This window comes from Parasegetibacter sp. NRK P23 (assembly GCF_023721715.1).
Lineage (GTDB): Bacteria > Bacteroidota > Bacteroidia > Chitinophagales > Chitinophagaceae > Parasegetibacter.
In genome coordinates, this window is the sequence record NZ_JAMDLG010000001.1 from 2851020 (window position 1) to 2866613 (window position 15594).

Below are 15594 nucleotides of genomic sequence, written 5' to 3' on the forward strand. Positions count from 1 at the left end.
GCATTTCAGGGGTAAGTGAATGAAGGAAAGGAGTTGACATATATCAAATAAGCCAGTCATTTAAAGATTCCAATATGAATAATGGTATTTTGCCGTCAAATCCCCATTCCGATGACCAACCAGAAGTTACCTTTGACCATCTTTCTGTTATTTGTCTCCCTGTTTTCATTCTCCAACACCATCACCATTTCAAGTTCTGCCAGCAGTGGCAGCGGCTGGAGCTACAGTTCAGGCGTAATCACAGCTTCGGCAGATGTTACCATTAATAATGCAACCATCAACGGATACCTGACTTCCGGAGACCTTACCATTGAGGCCGGAACAAACATTATTCTTTCCGGAGACATTAATCCTGCTTTAGGTGTGGGCATTACCCGAACACTTACGCTGAAATCCGGGAACAATATTGTTACGGAGGCCACTTATACCATCAGTTGTTCATCGGGTAGTCTGAATATGGTGTTCTGGTCGGATACCGACAACAGCAATGGTGGACACATCTATTTCAAATCCACTTCCACCCTGAATTCCAAAGGCGGGCACATCTGGATGGGCGGTGGAGGCGGCTCCACCACCTGGAACGGGTTAACAGTCGGGAATGGTTATGCGACGGGATCAAGTGTAGCCGCTATCCCCAGTGCCGAACTCAACTCAGGCGCGAATGCCGCGGGTTTCAGGAACGGCATTACCTGCTACAATAACAACATACTGAGCGAAGGTGGAAATATTGCACTGTACGGACAGGGGGCAGCGCTCAGTACTTCTTATGGCTACATGGGCCTGTTCATGGGCTACAATGCTGTCATTTCTTCCGCCACCGGAAATATTACCATCAATGCGCAAACATCAGGTGCCAGTTCTGCCATAGCTGTCGGCTGGTTCTACGGAATACTGATGATCCCTACCAACAATACGAATACATTGTATGGCACGGCGAGTATTGAATCCACTTCCGGCAGCATCACCATCAATGCGAGCGCGGCACAAAACCAGAACTCGAACCATAACGCCGGGATCGCATTGTTTACGCAGAACGCTACCGCTGTAGCGCGCATCATGAGCAACTCCGGAGACATTGATGTTACCGGCAGCACATTCAATACCACCAACCCTTCTTATGGCGGCATTTTTCTGACAGGAGGCGGCAGTGAACAGATCATTTCAAGAACCGGAAACATCACCTTGCGTGGCAATTCCACACAAACCACCGCACCGGGCATAGCAATGAATACGGTTAGTCGTATAGGTTATGATGGCGTAAATACTTATAGCGGTAATATCCGGATCATTTCAGACAAAATCAGTCTTTCAAATATCGGGGCAGTATTTCAATCCACCGGTAATCTTTTGATAGAACCGGCTACGTCAACCCAGACCATATCTATCGCCACCACCGGCGGGCTCGAACTTCCTGCCCTTCTTTTCTCCAACAATTTTGCCAACGGATTTAACGATATTCATATAGGTACCAGCACAGGTTCGGGCAATATTACCATCGGCAGCGTTACGTTCCGCGACAATATGAGTTTTGAAACGAATGGTTTTGTCATTCAAACCGGGGCAATCACAGCGAGCAGTGAAAAAATAACGTTGCTGGGGGCAACAGGCAGCGCGGCCCTTACCAACAGCGCCAACAACATCCAAACGCTGGCCGCCAACACCGGCGCCATCCATGTAGTGAACAACGCAGCGCTCACGCTGGAGAACATACAAGCCGCAGGCGGCATTCAAATTGAGACACTTACGGGCAACCTTACTATAACGGATGATATTAGTTCGGATAATGCCGGCGCAACCGCCATCAGGTTATACGCTGATGCCAATAAAACAGCGGGCGATCCTTCAGGAGGAAACATCATTGTTTCCGGATCACCGGTTGTTACCACCGGCGCTGGTGGAAGGGCCTCGTTTTATACAGGAAGTGTGGCGGGAAGTACCGGGTTGCTGGCATTGGTAGGCGGCACATCAAATGCAAGGGAAAATGTGGACGCGTTCACCGCAACCATTACCCCCGCACTGGGTACCGGTATGTATGCACTGTACCGGGAAGCAGGCGCATTGCCAGTTCAACTCGTCAACTTCCGCACGCAGTGCGTGGAGGGAACAACGGTACTGCTTTGGGCCACTACTTCGGAAACAGCAAACAGCGGATTCTACGTGGAGAAAAGCACCGATCTGCAAAACTGGAAAACACTGGGTTTCGTTAAAGGGAAAGGTACCGCAAACAGTTTAACCGCCTATCAATACACTGATGCTTCCCCTACTCCATCAACGGCATATTACCGGCTTAAACAAACAGACCATAGTGGAAAACAATCATTGAGCGATGTGCTCCACTCCAGGTGTAACGCTTCAGAAAATACTATTCTTTCACAAGTATCCATCTATCCCAACCCGGTAAGCAGCAATTTGCAGGTGAAAGGCCTGCCCGCCAACCATACCGTAAATTATGCACTGTTTAATGCACAAGGTGTCCAGTTAAAAAACGGGACGTTCCTCAGCGAAACGCCCGTTATAAATATGGGAGGATTTACACCCGGTATATACCTGCTTAAAATAACCACAGGAGGCGCGGAACAACTGCTGCGCATTGTGAAACAATAAAGCGCTACGATTGCTTCAAAATCCAGGCCGTGAGCATGTTCAGCAACTCCGGACTAGCCTGCTGCCCGGGTTTTGCATATTCATCCGGCAAACAAGTGGTGCAGTTTTGCAGCAGGTGGTTCATGTTCGGAATCACTGCTGTGGTGAGTTGTTTGGTCGGAATATATTTCCGGAAGAAAGGGAGGTGTGCTTCAGCAGGCACCATAATATCGTTAGCGCCATTTATGGCCAACACAGGCACTTTTACTTTTGGGAAATAAGCAGCGGGATCCAACCCGATATGAAAACGGTACCATTTCCCGGCGGCATGGTGAGCGAAGCGGTCGGCTGGATAATAAATTCTTTCCTGAAAGGAATCTGCGCGATTTTTCATCATACTGTCGTCCTTTTGTTTCCAGGCGGCATGGGTGGCTATGATCTTTTTCATAAGTACACTATCCGCAGCGTTGCGGTAAGTGTAAGCGGTATCGAATACCTGGTTATTGAGGGTGTTCAATCTTTCTTTCTTCAATGCTGAAATGCCTTTTGTGGTATTTACGATAGCCTGGTTCTGGGCTTTCAGCGCGATAAGCCCGGGCGCGGCCAACCCGGCGAGGCTCACTACAAAATCCACGTCTTTGCTTTTCGCGGCGGCGATGCAAACAGCGGCACCGCCTTCGCTGTGCCCTGTAAGTCCAATTTTTCCTTTGATATCTTTTCTCGATTTCAGGTATTGAATGGCAGCGAGCGCGTCGTCCGCGAAATCTGCGGTGGAGGAAGTATCATACCTGCCGGTGGTGCCGCCGGTTCCCCGGTCGTCGGTGCGCAATACCGCGATGCCGTTGGCGACCAGGTGCTGTGCGATGAGCTTGAAGATGGGTTGTCCGGCCATGGTACCGTTGCGGTCCTGTGGGCCTGTACCTGAGACCAATACTATGGTAGGGAATGTTTTTTTGCCGGCAGGTTTTTCGAAGGTTCCGCTGAATCGGATAGAATGATCGGCGTTGTAAAAACTTATTTCTTCCTGGGCGTGGGTGTAGGTGCCAAGTAGGAAGAATGTGAGTGTGGGGAAGATGATTTTAAGCATAGTGGTAGCCTCACCCCGCCCCCTCTCCCGGGGAGAGGGGCAATGTTCAGGGGTATGAATTGATGGTGTACAAAAGTTTTTTTCAGGCAAGAAAGGTATCCGTTGCGCCGTAGCGTCGTTGCGAGACTTTTTATTATTTCATTGTTAATTGTATTTTTCACGCAATTGCTTCGTTCCTCGCAACGCACTGCTTCGTGCCTCTCAGTAGCAAGGACGCAAGGAGCTGTTGGGATGCGGCTCGCTGAGGAATATTTTCTCGCAACGACGCAACGACGCAACGCGTAAAGTATTTTCAAACTCGTTGTATTTGCGGCCACTTACCGGTTTTATACAAGCTTGCATTAGAACAGGCCGTTGCATCGTAGCGTCGTTGCGTCGTTGCGTCGTTGCGAGAAATAAAAACCACTCTTCAATTCCAAAAAGAAACACTCCAAATACAAACAAGGCTGCGAGGAACGAAGCAGTGCGTCCTTGCTCCCTCGCGTTGCGAGGAACGAAGCAATTGCGTGACATTAAATATTTTCTAAGAAACCCTATTTCTCCGCTTTCAGCAACTCAATCACATAAGAAATTTCATCGGCCAGTTCGCTCGGGCTTCCCATGTACCCCGTGGATCGCCAGCGCAGGTTTCCTTTTCCATCAATGATCATTTTCTGCGGGATACCGGAGAACCCGATACTTTTCGCATACTTTGAATACACGGCATCGGGTTTGCCGGTTGCGGGATTCTTTCCGTCGTACAATACATTAAAGTTGTATTTCTTCTCCGTAAGAAAATCGGCGATCATCTTTTTGTAATCCGCTTTTGTTTCCTGCGTGGCAATGAAATAGAACTGAACATTGGGATCGGAAGCATATTTATTGACCGCCATCTGCATACCGGGCATCGCGGCTTTGCAGGGTGCGCACCAGGTGGCCCAGAAATCCAGTACCACGATCTTACCTTTCTGCTTTGAAAGATCGGCGATGCCGCCTTTGTTGCTTTCCAGCGCGAAAGAGGCGATGGGCATACTGATGAGCTGGTCTTTCAGGTGTTGCTTCTGCTGTTCGGCTTTGTCTGTTGATTTCAGCGAAGCGAAATAGGTTTCAAAACCCTGCTCGTTCTTATTTTTCTTTACATACTCTTTTTTCAGCAGGTCAATCATTTCGGGAGAAACGGCATTTTCGCGGGCGCTTCTTTCCGCATAAGCAACAGCGTCGGTTACGCGCCTGTTTTTCAAAAGCAGATCGGTATAAAGCTTATTGAAATCAGCAGACTTGTATTCATAATATCCCTTCACCATTTCCGCGTAAGCCAATGCCTTTTCCAGGCTCCCGGTTTGAGACAATACAAAAGCATGTGTTTTGAACGCGTCTTTGAAAAGCCTGTATTCATAATCTTTCCATTGAGGAAGCGTTTTAAAACGCGCTTCCGGAAAGCGGGTATGTGTAGCTGCTTTTTCCACTTCGGCGATGATGGCGTTTGAAAGCGCAAGTACCTGTTGCGGTGTTCTTTTCTGTTCATCCAATCTTTCGAGTGGACCTGCAACAATATGGCGGTGGAAATCAAACAACGCCAACACAGGGGCCACGGGCAGGTAATTGTAGATGGATTGTTCGTTTCCTTTCTGCAAAAACTCTGTAAAGGCTTGTCCACGGAACACTTTCAGGTAATACATGCGTGCCGCATCTGAGTCAACGAAACGCGCTTCATCCAGTGGGAACTTCTTTTTGAAAGCGGTCCACATTTCAGCACGTTTTTGTGCATCTGGCGCCCTGAAAACCGCATACAGGTCTTTATCGAAAGCGATTTGTCCGGCCGGAAACTTTTTCAAGCCTTCTGCTTCCAGGGAATCAGCCAGTGGTTTATTACGCAGCACGTTCCTCGCAATCTCAATAATAGCCACCCATTCGCGCTCTTTAGGATCAGGTAGTGAACGAATGAAGGCGATGTCCCGCAAAGCGATGGTATCGGCTTTTGCGGGATTTTCCTTTTGCAACAAACGCACGGCCATCGGAAATACATCACGCCTGCTTTCGGGGAAATTCCGCAGTTCCTGGTTGATCCAGAACAAGCCAACCGAGTTTTCTATAAAGACAGAATCTTCACGGAACGGAGGTACTTCGTTTTTGAAATCATTCAACCGCAGCATGGCCCAGCCAATATAAGCGCCACGTTGCTGTTTCTGCCCGGCGCTGTCCATCAGCATCCAGGTGTAAGTTGGTTTTTCTCCTTTATCTGTTTTATCTCCGGAATGGAAATTAAAGGTAACGAGTCCGGTTCCTACGGAGGGCGTATATTGCAGCACCCAACCGGAATCCACCATTTTCATCTCCAGTTCTTTTTCTTCCACCTGCCAGGAAAAATCCTTAAAGTAAGCGACGGAAGCTTTTACCGGGGCCAATCCTTCCAGCGCGGTATTTTTAGGATTGTAGAATACCTGCATTTCTTTTCCGCCCACGCTCTTTTCCGGCGACACTTTAAACCTGGTCTGCGCCTTTGTTGTACAGATGGCCGCTAAGAGGGCCACCGGTAGTAATATTTTATTCATTCCTGTTCGTTTCATGTCCATTCAATTTGCTTAATAAGTACCTGAACCTCTGGCCTTGGCGGTCATATCCGCTACTTTGTCCAATCCGGTGAAAGTATTGAGCGGTGTAGCCGTAATCTCTCCGCTGATGCCATTAAGGGCGAACTCATATACTTTTCCTTCCGTACCGTTCCAGGTGGCCACGTACATCAACCTTCCCTCTACGGTACTCAGGTTAAAATTGGGCCGCGGCTTGTAGACCTTCATCGCTGTAATTTTTTCTCCGGCGGGAAAACCGCTGAACACGACTTTGGCCGTGTTGGTAGTTTGAAAATCGTAGGCGTAGATTCTATCTTCCGTAGCATACCAATCCACGTAACCGAGTTCGCTGGTCTGGAAGAATTTTGCCGAAGCGATTTCAGGAAGCGCGCTCATATCATATTTCGCCACGGCGAGCTGACCATTATCCGAAGAATTGAAGTTCGCGATGTACAACCAATAAGCGTTGCCCGTGCGGCTTTTGAAAAAAGCGTGGGTATAACTGCTGAATCCCCTGTCCATGAACAACATATCCATTCCTATGCTGCGCAAGTCAAAAGCCGCTGTGGCCGGATTGGCTGGCGCGTTAAAGTCGATCATGCTGCCGAAAGTGGAAGCTGGCCTGGCGAACCTGCCATTCTTCTGATCGTACACCACAACAGGATAGTTGAACCCGACCATGTAGGCCATAAACGGCGCCAGTTCATAATCGCCGGGAACCGAGGTGCCGAAGCGCGCATCCGTTTCGTAAGTGGTATTGAAAAGATAAAGCCGTTTATTGTTAATCAGCGCATCGTTTGAACTGGAAGTGAGCATGTAAGCCTGTGGGTCAATCACTTCCTCGGAGCGACGGAAGAACGCGCCATTCTCGCGAACCAGCGAGAAATCCGCTCCACTCATCCGGGAAAACTGTTCACTGCTGGCAATGGTGATCCAGTTGGCCAGACTGTTGGTTCTCCGGTTTTGTGCAATAAACCTTGGTGTACCGGGAATCTTTTCGCCAACGTTGGCAGAATACATATTCCGTAATCTTTTAGGTGTGATGCCGGCTACCGGAACAGCATTGGCCGTTACCATAAAATCGACATCCGAACCTTCACTGTTGCCATGCAGTACAATCCATCCGTATTCTATTCCTGCGGAAACCACCACCGTGAACACCGTGTTCGATTTCAGGAGATTGGTGGTATCGGTCACCACCAGTTCAAGCCTGTATTCTCCCACTTTCTCACCAATGGGCACGTTCAACCTTTTTTCATTGGAGATCACTTTTGAAGGAGTGGTGGCCGCACTTCCCACCACATATGGATAAATCAGCCACTGGTATTTCAGCGCGTTGATGTTTCCGCCTTCATAACGGATCACCGGGTCAATATCAAGGACCTGGGACCTTTCCACGTATCGCGGCTGACCAATCCCTGCTGTATCAATCACAGCGAGAGGTACAGTGGTATAATCGTAATTGCCTTTATCTTTTTTGCAACCTGCCATCAGCATTGCGCATCCGATGAACAGGGCAGAAATTATATTTTTCATTTACTGAATAGTTAAGTTGAAAAAATCAGGGGAAAGTAACCAGGCCGAATTCATCCGTAAGATCCGGTTCGTTGGCCAGGTTGTAAGCCGCCAGGGCAGCTTTCAACTGTAGCGCTATGTCCATCATGGCCGCCCCGGTAAATTCTCCGGGCGCCGGAGGAACCCTTCCGCTTTGTTGCAGCGGAAAGTTATCAATACCGGTAACGGCAATGATAAAACGCCATTTCACATCGCTGTATGTTCCGAAGTAAGTTCTGAGTCCGATGAAAGCATCCCAGTTCGCGGGTTTCACCACGTTATCGCTCCATTGCAGGTTAAAGTTGATGTCTGATGCCACCCCTGGTTTGAAATCTTTTGTTTCCGCTATGGTAAGGTTCAACTGAACAGATTTCGTAGCGATGTCCGCAGTCCGGTACAACACCACCGGCAGGTAGCCGATGATAGAATCGGCGGGCACAATACCATCTATAAAATCATAATGCACCCCTTCCTGCGCCGTAGAGCCTTCGGCAACTGTTTTTCCACGTACCACACGGTCATAATCAGCGGTTTCACCCATAATCTTCACTTTGATCAGAAAGGTATCCTTTGTTACATCCAACGGGAGGCGCAGGAATGAAAAAGACCTGGTGGTGATGCGCGTCTGATTAAGGTCGGTTCCCCTTTCAAAAAAATACACCCGTGCGTCGTTTTCATACCCGGAAATACTTTTTTCGCAGGAAGAAAACAGGGCGATCGCCAGGAATAGTATAGTAGAATAAATGATTTTCTGTTTCATAACAATAGTATTTTTCTAACGGTTTCCATACACCACTTCATCATCGGGAAGCGGCAATACGTAAATGGAATTATCGGCGGTAATGGTGGCACCTTCTATCGTAGCGCTGTTCCTTCTTTTATAATAGTAGAACAACTGTCCTTCGCAATAGAATTCCTTCCTGTACTCTTTGAACAATTCAAACTGAAGTTCTTCAGTAGTAAGTGTTGCAGGAAGATCATCCGGCAGGTTCCTGGCTCTCCTTATGATGTTCACGTATTCCACTGCCGAAGCCATATCGGAATTTGAAAGACATTCGGCTGCGATATAGTACATTTCGGAAACACGCATCACTGGAAGGCGGTTAAGGTATGCGGCTGCTCCTGCTGTATTCTGTTGTATCAGGAGGGAGTAACGCAATTGGGTCACGTTGTCGAATGCGGTGAGATAAGTGTACCGAGCATCCGCCGATGTTCCGAATACATTCAGGAACTCACTGTCTCCACTTCTGGTGAGCAGGTTGGTTGCACCTGCAGCAGGAAGGAAATAGGTGGTGAACGATGGTGCCAGATCCGACTTGTACAAGCAAAAACTGAGTTCAGAGAACCGGGCCCTGTCGCCGGCGGAAAGCTGTGCAGGAGACGCCCAGTTGAACACATTGGCATTGATCACTTCCCTCGCATATTCCAGCGCTTTTTCTTTATTACCTGCATACAAATAAGCCCTGGCCTGAAGTGACCGCACTGCGTAGTAATTGAACTTGAACCTTCTGTCCCGCAGAAACCCTTCCTCCGCGATGTTATTCGTTGCCACAATGGGATCAACAGCCTTCAACAGGTTCGCAGCAGAATCAAGGTCAGCCTGTATTTTGGCCAGCACTTCTGTTACGGTAAGCTGCGGAAACACATCGGCGGTGAGCCTGTCGGGATAAGGTATTGCTTTTTGTGTGGCGCCGCCTGCACTTGCGGGAGCAGGAGCGAACAAACGCAGCAGGTCAAAATGCAACATGGCACGCAGCCCGAGCGCTTCCCCCTTAATAACATTATAATTGTTATCCCTGAAAATACGCTTATCAACGGTATTCAACTGTGTAAGCAGGTTGTTGTTGTTGGCGATGGTACCGTACATGTTCAGCCAGATGCCATCAATTTTGCTTCTTACTTCTGCATTAAGATAGTTGTACAATGACGCCTGGTAATATTCGTGAAAGGTACTGTTGAAGCGTGTGTGTTGTTTCGCCAGCACTTCGGTAAGACCGAAACCGAGCTCCTTTCCGTACAATTCATTGTCGTTCATTTTAAGGTAAACGCCGGTGAGCGCATCCATAAAACCCTGCTCGTCGCTAAAGGCAACCGCGCCGTCGATCTGCGTTTTGGGACGCACATCGAGGAATTTCTTGCAGGAAGAAAATCCCAAGAGGGCCGCGAATATGATTAAATATGAGTACTTCATACTGTTCGATTAAAAAGTAATATTCAATGAAGTGGAAATGGTACGTGCGTAAGGGTAATCAAGACCGCGTTCCGTTCTGACGGTGCTGATCCTTCCCAGATCGTTCAGGTTCAATGCAAGGTATACCCTGCTCACCTTCGCGTTTTTTAACCAGCGGGAAGTTGAAAAATCATAGCCCAGACTGATAGATGAAAACAGCAACTCGTGAAGGTCCTGCACGAAACGGGAAGTGGGGCGCGTTGGCGTAAGGTCCGCGATGTTCTTATACAATACCACATCGCCGGGTTTTCTCCACCTTTCTTCAAAGGCACGCAGGTCTATGTTGTAGTCGAAGTCAGCATCTTCAACCTTCGCCACCAATGTTCCATTGTACAATTGTCCACCTGTGCGAAACGTGAATGCCAGGTTACCTGTAAAACCTTTGTGTTGTACGTTTGCACCAAATGTGCCGCTAAGAAAAGGATTTTCATCGCCTGAAACCACTAAATCAGCCGTGGACCAGTCGTAGGTAAGTGAGCCGTCTTTCTTAACGTATATTTCCCGACCGTTGGCAGGATCTATCCCCAGAGAAGGAACAACCCATATCGCACCTGTTGACTGCCCTGGTTCATACCTTGTATAAGGACGTTGAAGCAGCGCTTCATCCTGATTAAGGTCATCCCTTTTTGCATCCTCCGCCATATTCAGTTGCGTCAATGAATTGGCCACTTCCCGAATTCTGTTTTTATTGGAGGCGATATTTGTGAAAAGGCTTACAGAAGTTCTTGTAGCCGAGCGTTGGAAAACCCTCACACTTGCGCTGGCCTGAAAACCTTCGTTGCGCATACTGCCTATATTCTCTTTGTAAGTGGTAAATCCCGCAGACGGCGCAACGAGCATATCACTCAACAACTCTTTAGTATCCTTTATATAGTAATCAAAACGCACACTCGCTATTCCGAATAAACCCAGGTCAAAACCAACGTTATTATCCTGCACCTGCTGCCATTGAAGCGACGGATTAGGTAAGGCGGCCAGTGCCATGCCAAGGTCTCCGTTATAGGTTTCCAGCGTATTATAAATGTAGGTGGCCAGTGATTGATAGGAATTAAAGTTCTGCGTACCAGTAACGCCGGTGCTGGCACGGAAACGCAATTGGTCTATCATTTTCACATTCCGCATAAATTGCTCACGGTGCACATTCCAATTGGCACCCACCGACCAGAATGCCCCCCATCTCTTATCAGCGCCGAACTGAGAACTTGCATTACTGCGCAGGGAAAGTTCAGCTGTCAGGCGATCGTCGTAAGTGTACGTTACAGCGGAAGTAAGGGCCAGGGAACGGGTGGTATTTTCTATGCCCGAAGCTTTGGTTCCGGGCAGGTAACGGCGGCCAAAGGAGATATCATCCATCTTATCATTGGGAAAGCCTACCATCGTCATACCATTGGTCTGGGCCTTATTCTGCACCAGCGAATAACCTCCGTTCAGGAAGAAGTGGTGCTTATCCAACTGAATGGAATAATTGCCAAGTAAGTCGATATTGATGTTGTTCTGTTTACCATTGCTCATAGTGTATTGCCCTCTGTCAAGGTATTCCTCACTGTTGATGGGAATTGTAGCATAACGGGAATGACTTGCGGGGATAAACTGTTCCGCGCTGTTGTTTTGTGCATTGAGACCAACACGGGCTGTAAAACGTAGATTCCGGACTGGATCCCAATCAGCGTAAAAGTTCTCTATGATATTGGTATAGGTAGAAAAATCCTTACTGTTTAGCGAGCCATCGTACATTGGATTTCCTATGCCATTGCCAAAGGTCTTGATAAGGTTCCCATTGTCATCAGTAATTCTCCAGTAAGGGTTCAGGCGGGCAATATTACCGTAACTGCCGTAAGGGGAATTATCAGATCTGTTGCGGTCTATTGTAAGGCTGTTCCTGAACTGAAACTTACCGGTTCTGTAAATAAGGTTTACCATTCCGGAGAGTGTGTTGCGGTCGGAACCTTTCATTACCCCTGCCACATTATTATAGTTGAGGTTAACGGAATAACGCATGGCATCATCACCCCCATCGAGGTTGATGGCGTGGCGCTGTCCTATCCCGTTGCGGAGCGGCTGCGACAACCAGTAGGTATTTACGCCTGCCAACGCAGCATTCAGGTTGTTGGAGTAATCCCGGAGCAAAGCAGCCTGGGTGGCAGGATTTGCGGAAGAATAGACTCCGGCCAGCACTTCTGCTTCCACCTTTTGCATAGCATTGGTAAGTTCATAACTGGACAAATCCGGGGCAGTAACATCGGCACTACCGTTATATGACACCCGCAATTTTCCTGCGGTGGGCAATTTGGTTTCAATCACCACCACGCCGTTCCCGGCACGGGAGCCCCAGATCGCTTTGGCGGAAGCATCTTTCAGGATGGTTACGCTTTTGATGAGGTTCAGGTTGAGGTCGTTCACTTTTTCCAAAGTGGTCTCGAATCCGTCGAGAATAAACAGGGGCTGGTTGGGATTGGTGGTATATGCGCCCTGGAGATCGGGGAACCCGGTTTGCCCGCGAAGTTGAATCTCAGGAAGGCGGTTGGGGTCGGAACCCAGGTCGAGGTTATCTACCACCTGGAAAGAAGGATCCAGGATAGCGAGCGACTTCAGTATGTTCTGATTGGAAACAACTTTAAGTTGTTCACCTGTGAAAGTGGCCACTGCTCCGGTAATGCTGCCCATTTTCCTGTTGAACATCCCGTTAGACACCACAATATCCTCGAGCTTTTCGGTTTCCGTTTCCAATACGATATTCAGCGCGTTGGTGCCGGTTACGTTTTCGAGGAACTTCCTTTTGAAACCAACACTCGTAATGGATAGCGATACCGGTGTATTGTCTACACGCAACGTGAATACACCCGCGCTGTTGGTGGTGGTACCATTTCTTGTTCCTACCACTACAATGGAGGCGCCTTGTATGGGTTCCCCTTTTTCGTTGAGCACTTTTCCCGTGAGTACAACAGGCGGCTTTTCCGCAAGGGTACCAACAGGCTCCGTTCTTTTTTTGATCACCACCACGCCGTCAACGATGTTGAAGGAAAGCGGTGTGTCTTTCAGCAGTGACGTAAGCGCGTCGCGGAGCGGCACATTGTTCAGCGACACATCTATCTTACCGATACGGTCCACGTCATCACTGGTGTAGAAGAAATTGAGTCCCGTTTGTTTCCTGAACTGGGCGAACACCTTCTCGAGGGTGGTATTCTTTCCTTCCATGGAAACGTTCTGGGCCAGGCCGGAGGCGCATACGTGCATACTTCCGACGAGTAATAAAATGATGGACAACTTCATGATCATCCAGGTTTTGGTGAGCAAAGCAGTGCTTTTCTCTTTGTTTTTGCGCAAAGCAGTTAAAAACATACATTTGTTTTGGGTAAAAAAATGTTCTTTCAGCAAGTCATTTGAAGCCCCGTGAACCGGGATGTTGGCGCATCGCCGGTTTATTTATGGCTTCTTCTCAGTGGAAGGATCTTTTCTCTATAACAGTTTTTTTAGGGGGTGAACAAATTGGTTATTGGTTGTTAATTGTCTACGATTACTTTATCGCCTTCTATTTTAAATGTAACGTTGCCTGTTAGTTCGAGCATCTCCAGCACTTTAGATACTTTTTCTTTCCTGGGCAATGTCCCGCTGAACTTTTTAGACGGGATGGTTTTATACTCGACGGCTATATTGTACCATCTTTCCAATTGGCGCATGATGGTCCTGATATCGGCACGTTCATAATAGAAGTACCCGTTCTTCCAGGCCACGGCCTGCTCTTCATTCGCATCCGACACACCCTGGGCACCGGTTTCAGGATTCAATACCGATTGTTTCCCCGGCTTCAGCAACCTGGTTTCGTTGGATCCGGCACTCACTACTTTTACGGCGCCTTCCAGTAAGGTGGTTACCATGCGGGCTTCGTTATCGTACCCCATGATGTTAAAGTGGGTACCCAGTACTTCCACGCGGGCTTTCTCTTTTCCCACCGCGGACTTCACATTTACGATAAATGGAACTTTCTGTGTACCGGCCATTTTCGCGGCCACTTCAAAATAAGCTTCCCCCGTTACGGCTACTTCCCGTGTATTCCCTGTAAAGAAAGAAGGGAAGGTAACCGAGCTGGTCGCGTTCAGGAAAACGATACTACCATCTGGCAATACCAGCCTGAACTGACCGCCCCTGGGCGTGGAAAGCGTGTGCATAGCGGGTGTGGCCCCTGCATCCCCAACTGCAGTGTACAGCAACTCTCCGGAGGATGACTTGCGCACCTGTTTACCGGCGGCCATCAGCATACCGTTGGCGGCCGTATCCAACACGATTACTGTTCCATCTTCCAGTGTAAGCGTGGCTTTGTCGCCCCCGGGCAATACATCGCCCGGTACCACCTGTTTGCGTACTTCTGCGATCAGATCAGTTTCGCCGGTCTCAGGCCAGAGGAGGAATGCGGCCAATCCTACCAGTACCAGCAATACAGCCGCCACGGCCATCCGCTTACGAAACATGCGCACGATAAGGCCCTGTTGCTTTTGCGCCGAAGTATCCGCTTTCAGCATCACGGCCCGGAACAGGGCATCCGCCCTATTTTCATCGGACAATCCACTGAACTGTTCATCCGACAAGGCCGCTTCCACAGCGGCTTTCAGTTCCTCCTCTCCTTCTGCCGCCCGGGCCAGTTCCAGGAACCGGGTCAGTTCGTCCGGTGTGAGCTGGTCGTTCAGGTATTTCGTCAATAATATATTCCAATCAGGTTGCATGTTGCAGGTATTTTTCCAGATAAGGCAAGGCCATCTGGTATAAAGACACAATTATTTAACGTAAGGAGTAGCCGGGGGTAAAATTATTTTTCCAGGAGCCGGTAAAGCGCCAGCAGGAGCACCATTCCGGCGGCATGCTGTTGGAGAAAGGTACGGAGAGCGGCGAGCGCCTTGCGCAGGTGCACCTTCACCGTGAGCGGGGAAATATTCAGTTTTTCAGCGATCTCCGCGGTGTTCAATCCCTGGAAACGGCTCATTTCGAATACGGCCCGCTGTTGGCCGGGTAATGCTTCCACCCCTTTGTGCACGAGGGCTTCGGCATCCTTTAAAAGCAGCAGGTCGTCGGCGAGGGAGCTTTCTTTAAAGTAGTGCTCCAGTTCTTCTCCGAATGACACTTCCTTTAACCTGGTGCGGAGCGCGTTGAAAATATGGTTCCGGGCCACGGTAAAAAGGTATCCTTCAAAGTTCCTGATCCCGGGCAGTTCGGTGCGGTTCAGCCATATCTTCAGGAACACATCCTGCACCAGTTCCTCGGAACGTTCAGTGGATTTCGTAAAAGCCAGGGCCACGGAGAATATCCTGTCCCAATGCGCATTGAACAATACCCTGAAGGCGGCGGAGTCGCCCCCGGCGATTTGTTCAATCAGTACAGGATCCGTATGCAATGGAGAAGTAGCCAATTAACCGTGTTAGTGGGTAAAATTAGGGAATGAAAACGAGACCACATATTCATGTGAAAATCCACTTCATCCTTTCTAGTGGATTTTTTTATTGTTAGCAATTCCGATAAACCTATTGAGCTGTCGCAGTAACTTTAATCATCCGCCTGCCAAAAACCAGTTCAGCAGGCTTTTTCATTTACTAGAAAGCCGG

The 15594-nt window shown here is 48.7% G+C and carries 9 protein-coding genes; 1 reads left to right on the forward strand and 8 read right to left on the reverse strand.

Annotated elements, in window-relative coordinates:
• Positions 1-111 precede the first annotated feature (111 nt).
• Entirely contained in the window at positions 112-2604 is a 2493-nt protein-coding gene (locus M4J38_RS11615) for a T9SS type A sorting domain-containing protein (protein ID WP_251759767.1), read from the forward strand.
• 4 nt (positions 2605-2608) lie between these two features.
• On the opposite strand, the gene M4J38_RS11620 is transcribed toward M4J38_RS11615, so the two are convergent.
• From M4J38_RS11620 to M4J38_RS11655, 8 genes are all read right to left on the reverse strand, one after another.
• The gene (locus M4J38_RS11620; protein WP_251759768.1) at positions 2609-3670 is read right to left on the reverse strand and encodes a S9 family peptidase; all 1062 of its coding nucleotides are present in this window, start codon (positions 3668-3670) and stop codon (positions 2609-2611) included.
• A gap of 533 nt (positions 3671-4203) precedes the next feature.
• Entirely contained in the window at positions 4204-6216 is a 2013-nt protein-coding gene (locus M4J38_RS11625; protein ID WP_251759769.1) for a TlpA disulfide reductase family protein, read from the reverse strand.
• 15 nt (positions 6217-6231) lie between these two features.
• Complete coding sequence (locus tag M4J38_RS11630; RefSeq protein WP_251759770.1) at positions 6232-7755, reverse strand: PKD-like family lipoprotein; 1524 nt, start codon at positions 7753-7755, stop codon at positions 6232-6234.
• A gap of 25 nt (positions 7756-7780) precedes the next feature.
• Positions 7781-8533 carry a DUF4843 domain-containing protein gene (locus tag M4J38_RS11635; RefSeq protein WP_251759771.1) on the reverse strand — a complete coding sequence of 251 codons (753 nt, stop codon included), beginning with the start codon at positions 8531-8533 and terminating at the stop codon, positions 7781-7783.
• A gap of 15 nt (positions 8534-8548) precedes the next feature.
• Positions 8549-9964 (reverse strand): RagB/SusD family nutrient uptake outer membrane protein, encoded by a 1416-nt coding sequence (locus tag M4J38_RS11640; RefSeq protein WP_251759772.1) that lies wholly within the window; start codon positions 9962-9964, stop codon positions 8549-8551.
• Positions 9965-9973: 9 nt separating this feature from the next.
• Positions 9974-13342, reverse strand: coding sequence for a SusC/RagA family TonB-linked outer membrane protein (locus tag M4J38_RS11645; RefSeq protein WP_251759773.1), 3369 nt, complete (start codon positions 13340-13342; stop codon positions 9974-9976).
• A 161-nt stretch (positions 13343-13503) separates the two neighbouring features.
• A complete protein-coding gene (locus tag M4J38_RS11650; RefSeq protein ID WP_251759774.1) occupies positions 13504-14721 on the reverse strand; it encodes a FecR family protein in 1218 nt (405 codons plus the stop codon).
• 83 nt (positions 14722-14804) lie between these two features.
• The gene (locus M4J38_RS11655) at positions 14805-15401 is read right to left on the reverse strand and encodes an RNA polymerase sigma factor (RefSeq protein ID WP_251759775.1); all 597 of its coding nucleotides are present in this window, start codon (positions 15399-15401) and stop codon (positions 14805-14807) included.
• Positions 15402-15594: the final 193 nt, after the last annotated feature.

What these genes read in the sequence shown, in the direction of transcription:
- M4J38_RS11645 (WP_251759773.1), bottom strand. Translation starts at nt 13,342, where the DNA reads ATGTTTTTAACTGCTTTGCGCAAAAACAAAGAGAAAAGCACTGCTTTG.
- M4J38_RS11625 (WP_251759769.1), bottom strand. Translation starts at nt 6,216, where the DNA reads ATGAAACGAACAGGAATGAATAAAATATTACTACCGGTGGCCCTCTTA.
- M4J38_RS11640 (WP_251759772.1), bottom strand. Translation starts at nt 9,964, where the DNA reads ATGAAGTACTCATATTTAATCATATTCGCGGCCCTCTTGGGATTTTCT.
- M4J38_RS11620 (WP_251759768.1), bottom strand. Translation starts at nt 3,670, where the DNA reads ATGCTTAAAATCATCTTCCCCACACTCACATTCTTCCTACTTGGCACC.
- M4J38_RS11615 (WP_251759767.1), top strand. Translation starts at nt 112, where the DNA reads ATGACCAACCAGAAGTTACCTTTGACCATCTTTCTGTTATTTGTCTCC.
- M4J38_RS11635 (WP_251759771.1), bottom strand. Translation starts at nt 8,533, where the DNA reads ATGAAACAGAAAATCATTTATTCTACTATACTATTCCTGGCGATCGCC.
- M4J38_RS11630 (WP_251759770.1), bottom strand. Translation starts at nt 7,755, where the DNA reads ATGAAAAATATAATTTCTGCCCTGTTCATCGGATGCGCAATGCTGATG.
- M4J38_RS11650 (WP_251759774.1), bottom strand. Translation starts at nt 14,721, where the DNA reads ATGCAACCTGATTGGAATATATTATTGACGAAATACCTGAACGACCAG.